At 64.1% G+C, this 15,563-nt stretch carries 11 protein-coding genes; 4 read left to right on the forward strand and 7 right to left on the reverse strand.

Going from position 1 to position 15,563, the window contains the following annotated elements; all coding sequences use genetic code 11:
- Window positions 1–58 precede the first annotated feature (58 nt).
- The 3 genes from CKW35_RS01370 to CKW35_RS01380 all read left to right on the forward strand — a co-directional run bounded on the left by CKW35_RS01370 (window position 59) and on the right by CKW35_RS01380 (window position 3,469).
- A complete protein-coding gene (locus CKW35_RS01370; RefSeq protein ID WP_016486024.1) occupies window positions 59–769 on the forward strand; it encodes a YebC/PmpR family DNA-binding transcriptional regulator in 711 nt (236 codons plus the stop codon).
- A 142-nt stretch (window positions 770–911) separates the two neighbouring features.
- On the forward strand, window positions 912–1,856 hold the full coding sequence (locus tag CKW35_RS01375) for a LysR family transcriptional regulator (protein ID WP_095114843.1): 945 nt from the start codon (window positions 912–914) through the stop codon (window positions 1,854–1,856).
- A 200-nt stretch (window positions 1,857–2,056) separates the two neighbouring features.
- Entirely contained in the window at window positions 2,057–3,469 is a 1,413-nt protein-coding gene (locus tag CKW35_RS01380) for a DOPA decarboxylase (protein ID WP_016486026.1), read from the forward strand.
- A 137-nt stretch (window positions 3,470–3,606) separates the two neighbouring features.
- Here the strand turns inward: CKW35_RS01380 and CKW35_RS01385 are convergent, their stop codons facing one another.
- Window positions 3,607–4,980, reverse strand: coding sequence for an MFS transporter (locus CKW35_RS01385; RefSeq protein WP_016486027.1), 1,374 nt, complete (start codon window positions 4,978–4,980; stop codon window positions 3,607–3,609).
- Between the two features lie 289 nt (window positions 4,981–5,269).
- Here CKW35_RS01385 and quiC point away from each other — a divergent pair, with 289 nt between their 5' ends.
- Entirely contained in the window at window positions 5,270–7,177 is a 1,908-nt protein-coding gene (quiC, locus tag CKW35_RS01390) for a 3-dehydroshikimate dehydratase QuiC (protein WP_060518764.1), read from the forward strand.
- A 59-nt stretch (window positions 7,178–7,236) separates the two neighbouring features.
- On the opposite strand, the gene CKW35_RS01395 is transcribed toward quiC, so the two are convergent.
- From CKW35_RS01395 to CKW35_RS01420, 6 genes are all read right to left on the reverse strand, one after another.
- Window positions 7,237–7,905 carry a bifunctional 2-polyprenyl-6-hydroxyphenol methylase/3-demethylubiquinol 3-O-methyltransferase UbiG gene (locus CKW35_RS01395; RefSeq protein ID WP_024717695.1) on the reverse strand — a complete coding sequence of 223 codons (669 nt, stop codon included), beginning with the start codon at window positions 7,903–7,905 and terminating at the stop codon, window positions 7,237–7,239.
- Window positions 7,906–8,194: 289 nt separating this feature from the next.
- On the reverse strand, window positions 8,195–8,980 hold the full coding sequence (locus CKW35_RS01400) for an ABC transporter ATP-binding protein (protein WP_016486030.1): 786 nt from the start codon (window positions 8,978–8,980) through the stop codon (window positions 8,195–8,197).
- 11 nt (window positions 8,981–8,991) lie between these two features.
- Complete coding sequence (locus CKW35_RS01405) at window positions 8,992–9,747, reverse strand: ABC transporter permease (RefSeq protein WP_016486031.1); 756 nt, start codon at window positions 9,745–9,747, stop codon at window positions 8,992–8,994.
- Window positions 9,748–9,757: 10 nt separating this feature from the next.
- Window positions 9,758–10,510, reverse strand: coding sequence for an ABC transporter permease (locus CKW35_RS01410; protein ID WP_060518762.1), 753 nt, complete (start codon window positions 10,508–10,510; stop codon window positions 9,758–9,760).
- A 196-nt stretch (window positions 10,511–10,706) separates the two neighbouring features.
- A complete protein-coding gene (locus CKW35_RS01415) occupies window positions 10,707–13,154 on the reverse strand; it encodes a TonB-dependent siderophore receptor (RefSeq protein ID WP_095114844.1) in 2,448 nt (815 codons plus the stop codon).
- 140 nt (window positions 13,155–13,294) lie between these two features.
- Window positions 13,295–15,538 carry a TonB-dependent receptor gene (locus CKW35_RS01420; protein WP_016486034.1) on the reverse strand — a complete coding sequence of 748 codons (2,244 nt, stop codon included), beginning with the start codon at window positions 15,536–15,538 and terminating at the stop codon, window positions 13,295–13,297.
- Window positions 15,539–15,563 lie beyond the last annotated feature (25 nt).

A 15,563-nucleotide genomic window follows, 5' to 3' on the forward strand; every position in this document is an offset into this window, starting at 1 on the left:
ATGCCCCCACTTTTGGCCGGTCGCTTCCTGAACCGGCCGCTGAAACAAGAGAGTCGACATGGGCGCACAGTGGAAAGCCAAACATAGAGAAACAGCGGCCAATGCCAAAGGCAAGGTCATGGGCAAGCTGTCCAAGGAAATCCAGATCGCTGCCAAATCGGGCGCCGATCCCGACATGAACCCACGCCTGCGCCTGGCCATCGTGCAAGCCAAGAAGGCTTCGATGACCCGTGAAACCCTGGAGCGGGCGATTCGCAAGGGCGCTGGTCTGGACGGTGATGCCGTGCAGTACTCGGCAGTAACCTACGAAGGGTTCGCGCCGCACCAGGTGCCGTTGATCGTCGAGTGCCTGACCGACAACGTCAACCGCACCGTCGCGCAAATCCGTGTGCTGTTCCGCAAGGGCCAGCTGGGTGCCAGCGGCTCGGTGGCCTGGGACTTCAACCACGTCGGCCTGATCGAAGCCACCCCGGAAGGTGACGCCGACCCGGAAATGGCGGCCATCGAAGCCGGCGCTCAGGACTTCGAAGAAGGTGAAGAAGAGGGCTCGACCCTGTTCATTACCGACACCACTGACCTGGATGCCGTGCAGAAGGCCCTGCCGGAGCACGGCTTCACCGTGACCGCGGCGAAAATCGGCTATACCCCGAAGAACCCGGTGAGCGCAGCCAGCCTGAGTGCTGAAGCACTGGCTGAGGTTGAAGCGTTCCTCGAAGCGATCGACGAGAACGATGACGTGCAGAACGTCTACGTCGGCCTCACTGACTAATGTGTGTATCCGGGGCCGCTTTGCGGCCCTTCGCGGGCTTGCCCGCTCCCACAGGTTCACCGCAGCTTCCGGCACAGCAGTGAACCTGTGGGAGCGGGCGAGCCCGCGAATAGGCCCTTGAATGCCACCGCAGGCAGCCTGCATGAACCCCACCTTCGCCTCCCTCAGCCTCGCCCACCTGCGCACCCTCGACCATTTGCTGCAGTTGAAAAACCTCAGCCACGCCGCCGAGCGCCTGGGCGTCAGCCAGTCGGCCCTCAGCCGCCAGTTGGCCCACCTGCGCGAAGCCTTCGACGACCCGTTGCTGGTTCGCCAAGGCCGCGGCTACGTACTCAGCGAATACGCCGAAGCCCTGGTTGAACCGCTACGCCAGGTCCTCGAAGAACTGCACGCCCTGCGCCAGCCCGCCGTATTCGATCCAGCGCGCTGTGAGCGCCGTTTCTGCCTGGCCGCTTCGGACTACGTGGCCGAGCACATGCTGCCGTTACTGGTGGCCGCGCTGGAACGCGAAGCGCCCGGCGTATCGCTGGAGTACCGTACCTGGCAGGCCGGCCAGTATGCGTTGCTGGCCAGCGGCGAAATCGACCTGGCAACCACTTTGTTCGACGAGTCGCCACCCAACCTGCACGGGCGCTTGCTGGGTGAGGACCGCGCGGTGTGCCTGATGCGCCACGATCACCCGCTGGCCGCCCACACCTCGCTCAGCCAGGCCGATTACCTGGCGCACAAGCATGTGCGGATTTCTGGCGGTGGCGACAAGGACAGTTTCATCGACCGTCACCTTCGCGCCCAAGGCCTGCAGCGGCGTGTCAGCCTGGAAGTGCCGTTTTTTTCCGCCACCGTAAAGGTCGTTGCCAACAGCCAGGCCGTGGCCACCGTGCCCGAGCACATCGCCCGGCAACTGTGCCGCTTGCATGACCTGGCCTGGCGGCCGTTGGGCTTTATCGAGCATAGCCAGCGCTACTGGGTGGTGTGGCACCAGCGGCTGCAGGCTTCGGCCGAGCATCGCTGGTTGCGCAACCGGGTGTTCGAGCTGTGGCGTCAGTCGCAGTTTGGCGTGCAGGGCGGGCATGCGGGTTTGCCATAGCAGGTATGCGCAAGGCGGGGTTATTCGCCGGGGGATAGGTGCCTAGACTGGGGGCATAGTGTTGCCTGTTCCGGCCTCTTCGCGGGTAAACCCGCTCCACAAGTACTGCACCGTTCTCGAACTTGGTGCAGTACCTGTGGGAGCGGGTTTACCCGCGAAGAGGCCAGTACAGGCAGTGGATTACCCACAGGAGAGCCCACGTGACCCCCGAACAATTCCGCCAGTACGGCCACCAACTGATCGACCTGATCGCCGACTACCGCCAGACCGTTGGCGAGCGCCCGGTCATGGCCCAGGTCGAGCCCGGCTACCTCAAGGCCGCCTTGCCCGACACCGCTCCCCGGCAAGGTGAACCCTTCGAAGCCATCCTCGACGACGTCAACCGGTTGGTCATGCCCGGCCTGTCCCATTGGCAGCATCCGGACTTCTACGGCTACTTCCCCTCCAACGGTACTCTGTCCTCGGTACTCGGCGACTTCCTCAGCACCGGCCTGGGTGTGCTAGGCCTGTCGTGGCAGTCCAGCCCCGCACTCAGCGAACTGGAGGAAACCACCCTCGACTGGCTGCGCCAGTTGCTCGGCCTGTCGGGCCAATGGAGCGGGGTGATCCAGGACACCGCCTCTACCAGCACCCTGGTGGCGCTGATCAGCGCCCGCGAGCGCGCCAGCGACTACGCACTGGTGCGCGGTGGCCTGCAAGCCCAGGCCAAACCCCTGATCGTCTACGTCAGCGCCCACGCCCACAGCTCGGTGGACAAGGCCGCGTTGCTGGCGGGTTTTGGTCGCGACAATATTCGCCTGATCCCCACCGACGAACGCTACGCCCTGCGCCCGCAGGCGCTGCAGGCAGCCATTGAGCAAGACCTGGCAGCGGGTAACCAGCCATGCGCCGTAGTGGCTACTACCGGTACCACCACCACCACTGCGCTGGACCCGTTGCGCCCGATTGGCGAGATCGCCCAGGCCCATGGCCTGTGGCTGCATGTGGATTCGGCCATGGCCGGTTCGGCGATGATCCTGCCCGAATGCCGCTGGATGTGGGACGGCATCGAGCTGGCCGATTCGGTAGTGGTCAATGCGCACAAGTGGCTGGGTGTGGCCTTTGACTGCTCGATCTACTACGTGCGTGATCCGCAGCACCTGATCCGGGTGATGAGCACCAACCCCAGCTACCTGCAATCGGCGGTGGATGGCGAGGTGAAAAACCTGCGTGACTGGGGCATCCCGCTGGGCCGCCGGTTCCGCGCGTTGAAGCTGTGGTTCATGTTGCGCAGCGAGGGTGTTGAAGCGTTGCAGGCGCGGTTGCGGCGTGACCTGGACAATGCCCGGTGGCTGGCGGAGCAGGTTGGGGCTGCGGCGCACTGGGAAGTGCTGGCACCGGTGCAATTGCAGACCTTGTGCATTCGCCATCGGCCGGCGGGGCTGGAAGGGGAGGCGCTGGATGCGCATACCAAGGGGTGGGCCGAGCGGTTGAATGCCTCCGGGGATGCGTATGTGACGCCGGCGACGCTGGACGGACGATGGATGGTGCGGGTGTCGGTGGGGGCGCTGCCGACTGAGCGGGAGCATGTCGAGACGCTTTGGAAGCGACTGCAAGAAGTGGTTGAAGGCTGAGATTGCCGGGGCCGCGTTGCGGCCCATTCGCGGCACAAGGCCGCTCCCACAGGTATGGCGCATGGCTTGAAGGCGATGCGGTCAATGTGGGAGCGGCCTTGTGCCGCGAATGGGGCGCGAAGCGCCCCGGCGGTCTATCAGTGGCTCACCGCCTGAAAGCTACCCTTGCGGCTCGCCTCATACGCTGCCTTTTCCATCGGCTTGGCGTTCGGGTTACCCAGGTCTTCCATCGCCAGGCGGTGGGTTTCCGGGGCAATGTAAGCGGCCAGGGCGCACACGCAGGTGATGAAGAACGCCAGGCTACCGACCACCAGCGGGATGTTGTCCGAGCCAGGCGGTGCAACCAGGGCGAACAGCGCGGGCAGCATAGCGGTCAGCATGGTGCCGATGTTTTGCGCGATGGCCATGGCCGAAACGCGGTAGCGGGTGTGGAACAGTTCTGGGTAGAAGCTTGGGAACACCGCGTTGTAACCCTGATACACCATGCCCCACATCACGATCGAGGCGGCGAATGCCATTGGCACGTTCTGGATGCTGATCGCATACAGGTAAACGAAGGCCAGCAGGCCAGAGCCCAGGCAGCCGGCGATCATGGTCGGGCGACGGCCGATCTTGTCCGACAGGTTGCCGATAAACGGAATCACCAGTACCGCGACGATGTTGCCGACCACCGGGATCCACAGGTACACGCTCTTGTCGAAGCCGATGCCATAGGCCGGCTGCACCGCGTAGGCTGCGCCGAAGATGGTGGCCACCACCGGAATCACGTTCATCAAGGCCATGAACATCACCAGCACCATGTGCTTCCAGCTGTGACGGAAGGCTTCGCTGATGGGCGACTTGGCAACCTTTTCCTGCTTCTCTTCCTTCACGAATGCCGGGGTTTCATGCACTTCCTTGCGGATGATGAAGCCTGCGATCAGCACGATGGCGCTCATCAGGAACGGAATGCGCCAGCCCCATTCGGTAAAGGCTTCGCTAGGCATGAAGTAAGCCAGTGGCAGGAACACTGCCGCCGCCAGCACCTGGCCGGCCTGTACGCCTTGCAGGGTGAAACTGGCGTAGTAGCCTCTTCGACCGAACGGCGCATGCTCCATGATCATGGAACTGGCCCCGGAGATTTCGCCGGCCACGGCAAAGCCCTGGATCAGGCGCAGCACCACCAGCAAGGCTGGCGCGAGGTAACCGATGTCGTGGTAGGTGGGCAGCAGGCCTACCGCCATGGTCGACAAGCCCATCAGGAACATGCACAGCAGCAGTACGTTCTTGCGCCCGCGGGTGTCACCCCAGTGGCCCAGCACGAAGGCACCGACCGGACGCGCCAGATAGCCCACACCGTAGGTGGCCAGCGAGGCGATGATGGCCATTTTCGGGTCGGTATTGGGGAAGAAGATCTGTGGGAAGATCAGTGCAGCGGCCTGGGCGTAGATGAAGAAGTCGTAGTACTCGAGTGCCGAGCCTATCCATCCACTGGCGGTCGCTTTTTTGGCTTGCGAGCTGGAGTGAGCCATCGTTGTCTCCGTTGTTATTGTTGTTTGCGCAGGTTCCGCCGTTGGTTAGCCAGGGCAGGAGGCAGTGGTCGGTATGCCTGCGTCTGTGGTCCATGTTGACCAGGGGCCAGCGGTCTAGCAATTCGTTAAAACGGGTTTTGTGCGATAATCGAACGCAAAACTAACCATTCCGTACAAAGGGATTGAAGCGACGACTTTACCTGCGAATAATTGATCGTGCCATAAACTGTGACAGTGGTTTTTTTACCCGACTGGCACCGTCATTTTCTAACAACAAGGAACTCCCGCCATGCAGCGTTCGATCGCTACCGTGTCCTTGAGCGGCACCCTGCCGGAAAAGCTCGAAGCCATCGCCGCCGCCGGTTTTGACGGCGTCGAGATCTTCGAAAACGACTTGCTCTATTACGCTGGCAGCCCGCGCCAGGTGCGCCAGATGTGCGCCGATCTGGGCATCGCCATCACCCTGTTCCAGCCGTTCCGCGACTTTGAAGGCTGCCGCCGCGACCGCCTGCAAAAAAACCTCGACCGCGCCGAGCGCAAGTTCGACCTGATGCAAGAGCTGGGTACCGACCTGGTGCTGGTGTGCAGCAACGTTCAGGCCGATGCCCTGGGTGACGAACAGCTGCTGGTCGACGACCTGCGCCTTTTAGCCGAGCATGCCGGCAAACGTGGCCTGCGCATTGGCTATGAAGCCCTGGCCTGGGGCCGCCACGTCAACACTTACCAGCAAGTCTGGAACCTGGTACGCCAGGCGGACCACCCGGCCCTCGGGGTGATCCTCGACAGCTTCCACACCTTGTCGCTCAAGGGCGACCCGAGCGCGATCCGCGACATCCCAGGCGACAAGATCTTCTTCGTGCAAATGGCCGACGCGCCGATCCTGGCCATGGATGTGCTGGAATGGAGCCGTCACTTCCGCTGCTTCCCGGGGCAGGGCGAAATGGACATGGCCGGTTTCCTGGCGCCGATTCTTGCCACTGGCTACCGCGGCCCGCTGTCGCTGGAAATCTTCAACGATGGCTTCCGCGCCGCGCCCACCCGGCAGAATGCCGCCGATGGTCTGCGGTCGCTGTTGTACCTCGAAGAACAGACCCGCTTGCGCCTGGAGCAGGAAAACACGCCGATCGAACCTGGCGTGCTGTTCACTCCACCAGCGGCCAGTACCTATGACGGCGTGGAGTTCCTTGAGTTTGCAGTCGACGAAGCCGTTGGGGCGCGCCTGGGCAGCTGGCTCAAGCGCCTGGGTTTTGCCGAAGCCGGCAAGCACCGTAGCAAGGAAGTGCAACTGCTGCGCCAGGGCGATATCAACATTGTCCTGAACGCCGAACCGTACTCCTTCGGCCACAACTTCTTCGAGGCCCATGGCCCGTCGCTGTGCGCCACCGCGCTGCGGGTCAACGACCAGCAAGCCGCCCTGAAGCGTGCCACGGCCTTCCGCGGGCAGCCGTTCCGCGGCCTGGTCGGCCCCAACGAGTGCGAAGTGCCGGCGGTGCGTGCGCCGGATGGCAGCCTGCTGTACCTGGTAGAGCAGGGCACCGCTGGCCACACCCTGTACGACACCGATTTCAGCCTGGACAAGGATGCAGCGGCCACTGGCGGCCTGCGCCGCATCGACCATATGGCCCTGGCCCTGCCAGCCGAATCGCTGGACAGCTGGGTGCTGTTCTACAAGAGCCTGTTCGGCTTCGCCGCCGACGACGAAGTGGTGCTGCCCGACCCGTATGGCCTGGTCAAGAGCCGCGCCCTGCGCAGCCAGTGCGGCACTTTGCGCCTACCGCTGAACATCTCGGAAAACCGCAATACCGCCATCGCTCATGCATTGTCCAGCTACCGTGGCTCGGGGGTTCATCACATCGCCTTCGATTGTGCAGATATCTTCCGTGAAGTGGCGCGTGCCAAGCTGGCAGGTGTACCGCTGCTGGAAATCCCGCTGAACTACTACGACGACCTGGCGGCGCGCTTCGATTTTGATGACGAGTTCCTCAGCGAACTGGCGTACTACAACGTGTTGTACGACCGCGATGCTCAGGGCGGCGAGCTGTTCCACGTGTACACCGAGCCGTTCGAGGACCGTTTCTTCTTCGAGATCATTCAGCGCAAGGGCGGCTATGCCGGTTACGGTGCGGCCAACGTCCCGGTGCGCCTGGCGGCCATGGCCAAGGCCCGCAGCGGCGCGGCGCGCAAGCCGGTCCTCTGACCCCGACGCGGTCGGTGCAGGAGTGGCGCAAGGCTGCTCCTGCACCGAGCGTGTATGCCTCAGGGGCGCTCAGCCACCATCAACAGCGACTGCGGCACCGCACTTTGCGGGTGCTGTGGTTCCTGCAAACTGACCAGCCGCAAGCCGGCCATGTCCAGTGCATTCAGCCAGCTGGCCAAAGTCCGGAAGTACCACGGCATCGGTTGCCAGTCCCCGGCAAAGCCGGCAAAAGACTCCTCTCGCCAGCCATCCTGATAGTCACCGCCCGCCACGCTCCAGGGGTGCAGGGTCTGGATCACCAGCGCCCCTCCTTGCACAAGCAACTCATTCATCGCCGCCAACAGCGGGATGATGTCCTGGTGCAACAGCGCAAAGTTGGCACAGACCAGGTCATAGCCCTTGCCCACATAAACCTGCGTATCGGCAAGCTGCGCATAGCTGGCCAGGTGCACTTCGGCCGAGCCCGCAGCGCGCGCGGCCTCTACCAGTGCCCGGTCGCCATCGACGCCCACGCTTTCGATACCGCGGTCGTCCAGTGCACGCAGCAGCCAGCCCTCACCACAGCCCAGGTCCAGCACCCGTCCGGGCTGGCGGCCAAGGATGGTCAGCAAAATGGCCTGGTCGGTAACTTGCCGACGGCTCTCGATGGCGCCACTGCGCACGGCGTCGATCCAGGCCCGGGCGTTGTGTTGCCAACTGTCGAGCAGGGTGCTTTCAGGGTCATGCATGGTGGTGCCCCTGTGGGTGAATTTGCGTGTATTCACTGATGGGCAGGCATCGCTGATGAAGACGATCTGGTTGTCCCTGTCGACCACGAACACGGTGTCCAGCCTCAGGTGGATGAGCCTGGGGTACAAGGCTTGAAGGTCTACGCGCATGGGCAGGACGTCCGAGGCATAGGGCCCGATCATAGCCTGAACTTCAAGGACGCAGCTATTGCTTGAGGATACGCTGGTCGACGTGTTTGGTGCGTGTGCGAAGCTCCTTGTTGAGGTCCAGGCACAGTACCGTTCGCGCTCAATGCCCCACCAGCTCGCCCAGTAACCGCTGCTTGTACCCCTGCAACACCTGGCTGTCCCGCTGGCGCGGGTGCGGCAGGTCGATACGCAAATCCTCGCGAATGCGCCCCGGGTGCGCATCCATGACGAGTACCCGGTCACCCAGGTACAGTGCTTCCTCGATGTCATGGGTCACCATGATGACCGTGCAGCGTTCCTGCACCCAGATGCGCTGCAGCTCCTGCTGCAACCGTACCCGGGTCAAGGCATCCAGTGCGCCGAGCGGTTCGTCCAGCAACAGCACCTTGGGCTTGTTCACCAACGCCCGGGCAATTGCCGCGCGCTGGGCCATGCCCCCGGACAGCTGGTGTGGGTAGGCCTGCTCGTAACCACTCAGCCCCACCAGTTCGATGTGCTCGGCTACCAGGCGGTTTTTCTCCTCTGCGGGGAGCGCATGGTTTTTCAAGGCCAGGGCAATGTTCTGCTGCAGGGTCATCCACGGGAACAGGCGGTGGTCCTGGAACACGATACCGCGCTCCAGGCCCGGCCCGCGCACGGGTTGCCGGTCTAGCAGGATCTGCCCTTGGTAGTCCTGGTCGAGGCCGACGATCAGCCGCAGCAGGGTTGATTTGCCACAGCCGCTGGCGCCGACAATGCTGACGAATTCGCCAGGACGGATGTCCAGGTCGATGCCTTCGAGCACCGGTACATGCTTGCCTTTGAGCGGGTACGCCTTGTTCAGGCCGCGAATGGTCAGCGCGCCAGTGCTGGCGGTGGTGGGTAAAGCGTGAGCGATGGCGTTCATGGTCGGGCCTTTCAATGGTTGGTGCGCCAGCGCAGCAGGCGGCGGGTGAGCAGGGTGCACAGCCAGGACATCAGGTAGCCACTCAGGCCGATGCACAGCACACAGACCACAATGATCTCCATGCGCGCCGCAGCTTCGGCGTTCATCATCAGGCTGCCCAGGCCGGCCCCGGCAGACAGGAACAGCTCGCTGCCCACTGAGGTAACCCAGGCGAAGGCCAAGGCTTGCAGCACCCCGGCGGCAATGCCTGGCAGTGCGGCGGGCAACAGGATCAGCCAAAGCTGCTGCCAGCGGCCGAGCATCAGCACCCGTGCCGCTTCGCGGTGCTGGCCTGCAACCTGGCGCAGGCTCTCGAAGGTGTTGAGCACCATCGGGTACAACGCTGCCAGGCTTACGATGAGCAGCTTGGCGCCTTCGCCGTTACCCAGCCACAAGGCGATCAGCGGGATCCAGCCCAGCATCGGCACCTGGCGCAAGGCATGGAACAGCGGCGCGATCAGGCGGTTGGCGGGTGTGGACAGGGCCATCAACGCACCCAGACCGACACCGCCGACCATGCCGATGGCCAGGCCGCTGCAGGTGCGCAACAGGCTGGCCCACAGGTTGACCAGCAATTCGCCGCTGCCCAGCAGTTCGGCCAGTGCCGTACCCACCTGCGCCAGTGGCACGAACGCATAGGCCCCGGCCGCCCCTTGGCGCGAGGCGTACTCCCAGGCGCCGAGCAGCAACAGTGGCAGTACCAGGCCACGCAAATCAGCTCGTTTCATCACAGCCTCCTCAACGGCTTTGCCAGGCGGACAAGTGTCGTTCCACGCGGCGCAGGGTGTAGTCCAGGGTGAAACCGATCAGCCCCGTCAGCACCACGCCAACCATCACTACGTCGATGCGCAGCATCTGCCGGCCCATCTCGATCATCTGCCCCAGGCCACTGTCGGCTGCCAGCAGCTCGCACGCCACCAGCACCACCCAGGCGCGGGTCAGGGCCACGCGTATGCCGGTGACGATCGCCGGCACCGCAGCGGGCAGGGCGATCCGGCCTACCAGCGTGGGCCAGCGCAGGCGGTACACCGCCGCCACTTCGAAATGGCTGCGTGGGATGGCGCGGATACCTTCGCAGGTAGCCAGTGCCACCGGGAAAAACGCAGTCTTGGCGACGATGACCACCTTGAAGGTTTCATCCACGCCAAACAGCAGAACGAACATCGGGATCAGCGCAATGCTGGGCACTTGGCGCAGGGTGTGGAACAGCGGTGCGCAGTAGGCCTCCACGGTCTTCGACAAGGCCAGCGCTGCGCCGAAACCAAGGCCTGCCAGTGCGCCGCCGGTAAAGCCCAGGGCCAGTCGCGACAGGCTGCCAGCCAAGTGCTCTTGCAACTCGCCGGTGGCCAGCAGGTCGGTGAGGCTGTGCCACACCTCCAGCGGCGGGATCAGCAGGTTGGCCGGAAACAGCCCGGCATTGGCCACCACCGCCCAGCAGGTAAGCAGGGCCAAGGGGGAGATGAACCAGGAAAGATGAGGGAGCACGCGCATGGCTGGCCTTGGGAAAGCAGAAGGTACAGGTGTATCGCAAGAGCTGTGCCAGGGGGCGGGAGCCCCGTATTGCGGGGCTGGAGGGCGAGGGTGATGCTTGAGCAGCAGCGAGGTGCTGCTACAGCAGCAGTCAGTCAGCAGCATCGGTGCTGGATTCTTCGCGGGCGAGCCCGCGAAGAAGACAACCTGGTTTCAGCTAGAAGTCGTAACTCACGCTGGTGTAGTAGAACGCTCCCTGCGCCCCTTCCGGGCTGGTGATGGAATACTTGGGCACGCCATACAGCTGCGCACCTTCCAGCTTGTCCGGGTGGCTGTCGAACAGGTTGATCGCGCCCGCCGACAAGGTCAGGCCCAGGTCGAAGCGGTACGACACGTCCAGGTCGGTCACCCACTGCGGGCTGAAGGTCTGGTCCAGCGTGGGGTTGGCAGCGTTGCGGTTCTTCCATTCACCATAACGGCGCTGGGCCACGGTGACGCTCCAGCCGTCATACAGCCAGTTGGCACTGAGGGTCAGCTTGTCCTCGGGCGTGCCATCCTCGATCAGCCCCTGGGTGTTGCGGCCAATGATCTGGTTGCCGGGGATGCTGCCCACATCGTCCAGCCCGGTAATGCGGGTGTTGTTGCGCGCGTAACCGCCGTTGAAATCCACGCGCCCCCAGCGGCCCGCATCCAGCTGGTAATGGCCTGCCAGCTCGAAACCGTCGGTGCGGGTGTCGGCAATGTTGGTATAGAACGCCGCGCTCTGGATGTTGGCGTAGGGCGTACCGGCGAAGATCGGGCCTACCACCGATGCAGGCAACTGGTCGGACAGGGTGATGCGGTTGTCGATGTCAATACGGTAGGCGTCGAGTGTGACCGAGGCGTTAGGCAATGGCCGCCAGACCAGGCCCACGGAGAAGTTGGTCGACTCTTCCGGTTTCAGCGCCTTGCCTCCGAGCAAGGCTGCCTCTGGGCTGTCGGCGCGCAGGGTGCGTTGCTGCACCTCGACCCAGTTGCCACTGCCCGGTGGCTGTTCCACAACCTGCACACTGAACGACGACAGCCCGCTCTGCACCAGCGAAGGCGCACGGTAGCCGGTGCTGGCGCTGGCGCGTGCGGCGATCTGCGGGGTGAAGTCGTAGCGCAGCGACAGCTTGCCGTTGGTGGTATCGCCAAAGTCCGAATAATGCTCGCTGCGCACGGCCACGCCGGCCTGGAATTTTTCGGTCAGCTGGGCTTCGACATCGAAGTAGGCACCGATCACGCGGCGGTCCAGTGACACGGCATCGACCTGGGTGATGCCCGAGTAGTAGCCAGGGATGCGTCGGCCGGTGATGGGGTCGATCGTATTGAACAGCGGCCCGTTGGACCAACCGGCGGCGTCGCCTTCGCTGAGGTCGTAGTGTTCCTGGCGCCAGGCCAGCCCGGCGGAAACGGTCAACGGCTTGAACAGCCAGTCGTTGGCGAAGTCACGGGTCCAGTCCAGGGTGAGGTTGGTCTGGTCGGCTTCGCGGCGGCCGGTGTAGATGGTCGAGGGGCTTGCGCTGCCCCAGCTGGGGTTGATGGCGTCGCGGTCGGTGGAGTCGACCCGGTTGTCGCCGTAGTTGAGCGCCAGGTCGAATTTGCCCAGGGCCTGGTCCTCGAAGCGCAAGCCCCCGGTGACGGCAACGTCTTCCAGGCCGTAGCGGGTGACCGGCAGGCGGCCGTCCGGGTAGCGCGCCAGGGCTACGCTGCCGTAGTTGTTGCGCAGTGTGGTGGGCGGGTCGAAGAAGTTCTCTGCATCGGTATTCTTGTGCGCATAGGTGGCGAAACCGTAGGCGCTCAGCCCCTCGCTCAAACCCATTTCGGCGTTGGCAGTGAAGTTGTACTGGTCCGAGACATTGCCCGAACCCCAGCGCCAGTTGCGGTGGCGGTTGTTCTGCTCGCGCGGGGTATCGATGCGGGTGGAACCGGGGTAGAACAGGCGGTTGTCGTCGCGGGTGTCGCTGGCAGGGTCTTGGCTGCCGGCGTCGAAGGCCAGGGTCAGGAAGCCGTCGTTGGGCAAGGCAAAGCCCTTCCAGCCGCTGAGCTTGCGCTGCAGGCCGTCGCCTTTTTTGTAGCCGCCGAAGCGGTAGCCGGCGTTACCGCCTTCGTCGCGCTCCTTGAGGACAATGTTGATCACCCCGGCAATAGCGTCCGAGCCGTACTGGGCGGCCGCACCATCGCGCAGGATTTCTACCCGTTCGATGGCCGACAGCGGGATCAGGCTGAGGTCCACGGCTGCCGCGCCACGGGCGTTGACCAGGCCCTGACGGGTGACGTTGGCACTGGTGTGGCGGCGCTTGCCGTTGACCAGCACCAGCACCTGATCCGAAGCCAGGCCGCGCAGCGAGGCGCCCTGCGCGATGGAACCGGCAAAGGCGCCCTGGGGCGACTGCGGGAAGCTGAACGAGGGCGAAAGCGCGGTGAGTGCTGCGGACAGGTCGCTGGCGCCGGTTTCCTGGAGTTTTTCACCGCTCAGCACATCGACCGGGGCGGCGCTTTGCAGGGCGGTGACGTCGCTGCGATGGGTGCCGACCACGACCACGGTGTCGAGGCGGTCGGCGGGTTCGGCGGCGAATGCGGGCACGGCGAGGCCGGCGATGGCCAGGGCGATGGCGCTGGCCAAGGGGTTGTGGTGGGGCATGGGGTGTTCCTGCTGAATGATGTATTGGCAGTGCTGGCCTTATCGCCGGCAAGCCAGCTCCCACAGGTCCCCACACATTTCAGGCCCTGTGCTGTACCTGTGGGCGCTGGCTTGCCGGCGCTAAGGCCGGAAAGGGCAACCTAGAACCGGCTGGTAACGCTGAGCCCGACGGTGCGCGGGTCGCCGTAGGTGATCACGTACTGCCCGGCAGTGCCGTTGGGCCGGCCGTGCACCTGGTAGCGGCGGTCGGTGAGGTTGTTGACGAAACCGGTCACGCTCAGCTTGTCGTCGTGGCTGAACCAGCTCAGGCGGGCGTTGGCCAACGTGTAGTGCGGCTGGCTGAGGGTTTCGTCGGCGCTGCTCTGGCGGTCGGCCAGGAAGTACTCCTTGTCACGGAAGCTCACGTCGCCCCCTGCCACCAGTTTGCCGCCCACTTCCAATGGAATGGTGTAGTCGGCGCCAAGCGACACCACGTTGCGCGGCGAACGCACGAAGCTGTTGCCGCTGTAGTCGCCGGTGACCGCGCCAGTGGTGGGGTTGGTGTTCTTGAAGTCGGTGTATTCGGTGTCGAGGAACGACACCGCCGCGCGCAGGTGCAGGCGCTCGGTCGGCTGGCCTTCGATCTCCAGCTCCGCACCCTTGACCTTGCCCTTGGCGCCGTTGGTCAGCGCGGTGGTGAGCACGCCGTTGTTCACCGTCAGCAGGTTCACCTGGATGTCGGAGTAGTCGTAGTAGAAGAGGTTGGCGTTGACGGTCAGGCGGCGGTCGAACCACTCCGACTTCAGCCCCAGCTCGTAGGCATCCAGCTCTTCCGGGTCGACCGTGGTCAGCTGCGCCAGGCTGGTCGACAGCCCGGTGTTGAAGCCGCCCGACCGGAAGCCGTGGGCGTAGCGGAAGAACACCCGCAGGTTGTCATTGATGCGGTACTCGGGCGTCAGGTCGTAGGTCCAGGCTTCCCAGGTCTTGTCTTCCTGGCGATTGCCGTTGGTGCCCACGCCCGCCAGCGGGATCAGCGGGCCGTTGGCGGTGGCGCGGGTCAGCTGCACCAGGTCCAGGTCGATGTCCTTTTTCTCCTGGGTCCAGCGCAGGCCGCCCGTGACGCTGAAGTCATCGGTGAAGTCGTAGGTCAGGTTGCCGAACAGCGCGTAGCTGTCGGTGCGGTGATCGAAGCCCATATCGCGCAACGCCGTGGTGCCCACCTGGTTCGAGCCGGTACCGTTTGGCGTCGGCCCGGGGGTTACCACCCGCTGTGCCGCGCTGTCGAGGTCTTCGTGGAAGTAGTGCGCACCCAGCAGCCAGTGCAGCGGGCGGTCTTCCGGCGAGGCCAGGCGCAGCTCCTGCGACCATTGGCGATAGCTGTTGTCGGTAATCGACGCGCCGTTGACCTCGTAGGGGGTGTAGTCGGCGTCGCTGGTGGAGCGGTTGCGGATGTAGTCGTAGGCGCTGATCGAGGTCAGCGTGTAGTCGCCCAGGTAGTAGTTGAACGTCAGCGAGGCGCCATCGTGGTCCAGGCGGTAGTCTTCGTTGACGTTCAGCGAGATGTCGCGGCCATGCGGGCGTTCGTAGCCGACGTTGTAGTAGCGGCCCACGGGCAGCGAACCATTGCTGCCGTCGCCCTTGAACTGGCGGCTGTGCACCTTGAGCAGGGCGTCCAGGTCGGGGTTGAGCTGGGCCAGGAACTGCAGGCGGATGGCTTTCTTGTTCACATCGCCATAGGTGTTGCCGTCGAAGTCGTTGTTCTGGAAGCCGTCACGCTCCTCGGAATACAGCGCCACTCGCCCGGCCAGTTTTTCGTCCACCAACGCGCCGCCGATGGCACCGGTAACGATGCGTTCGTTCTTGCTGCCAAAGCCTACGGTGCCGTAACCGTCGGTGTCGAAGGTGGGTTTCCTGGAAATCACATTCACTGCACCGGCAGTGGTGTTCTTGCCATACAGGGTGCCTTGTGGCCCACGCAGGATTTCGATGCGCTCCAGGTCAAACAGCGGCCCGCCGCCAGCGATGGGGGCGTTGAGGTAGACGTCATCGGCGTAGATGCCCACCGGGAAGACCGTTGCCGCGCCGGTGTCGCCGGTGCCCAGGCCGCGGATATACCAACGTGGTCGGCCGTCGCCGTCGGGGTTCTTGGCCGAGGCGTTGGGCACGAAGGTGGTGATGTCGCCCATCGAGCGCACCCCATCGGCGGTAATGCTGGTGCCTTTGATGGCTGATACGGCCACCGGTACTTCCTGCAAGGTCTGTTCGCGGTGCTGGGCGGTGACGGTGACGGTTTCCAGGGCCGGTTCGTTTTTAGTGTCTTCGTTGGCGGCGATGGCCTGGCTGCCGGTGCCGGCCAGCAGCAGCGCCAGGCTGATCTGGCGGGCCAGTGGATTGAGCTGGTGCATGGTGGATCTCCCCGTATGTAAAGCG

The sequence above is a fragment of the Pseudomonas sp. Irchel 3F3 genome, assembly GCF_900187545.1.
Classification (GTDB): domain Bacteria; phylum Pseudomonadota; class Gammaproteobacteria; order Pseudomonadales; family Pseudomonadaceae; genus Aquipseudomonas; species Aquipseudomonas fortuita.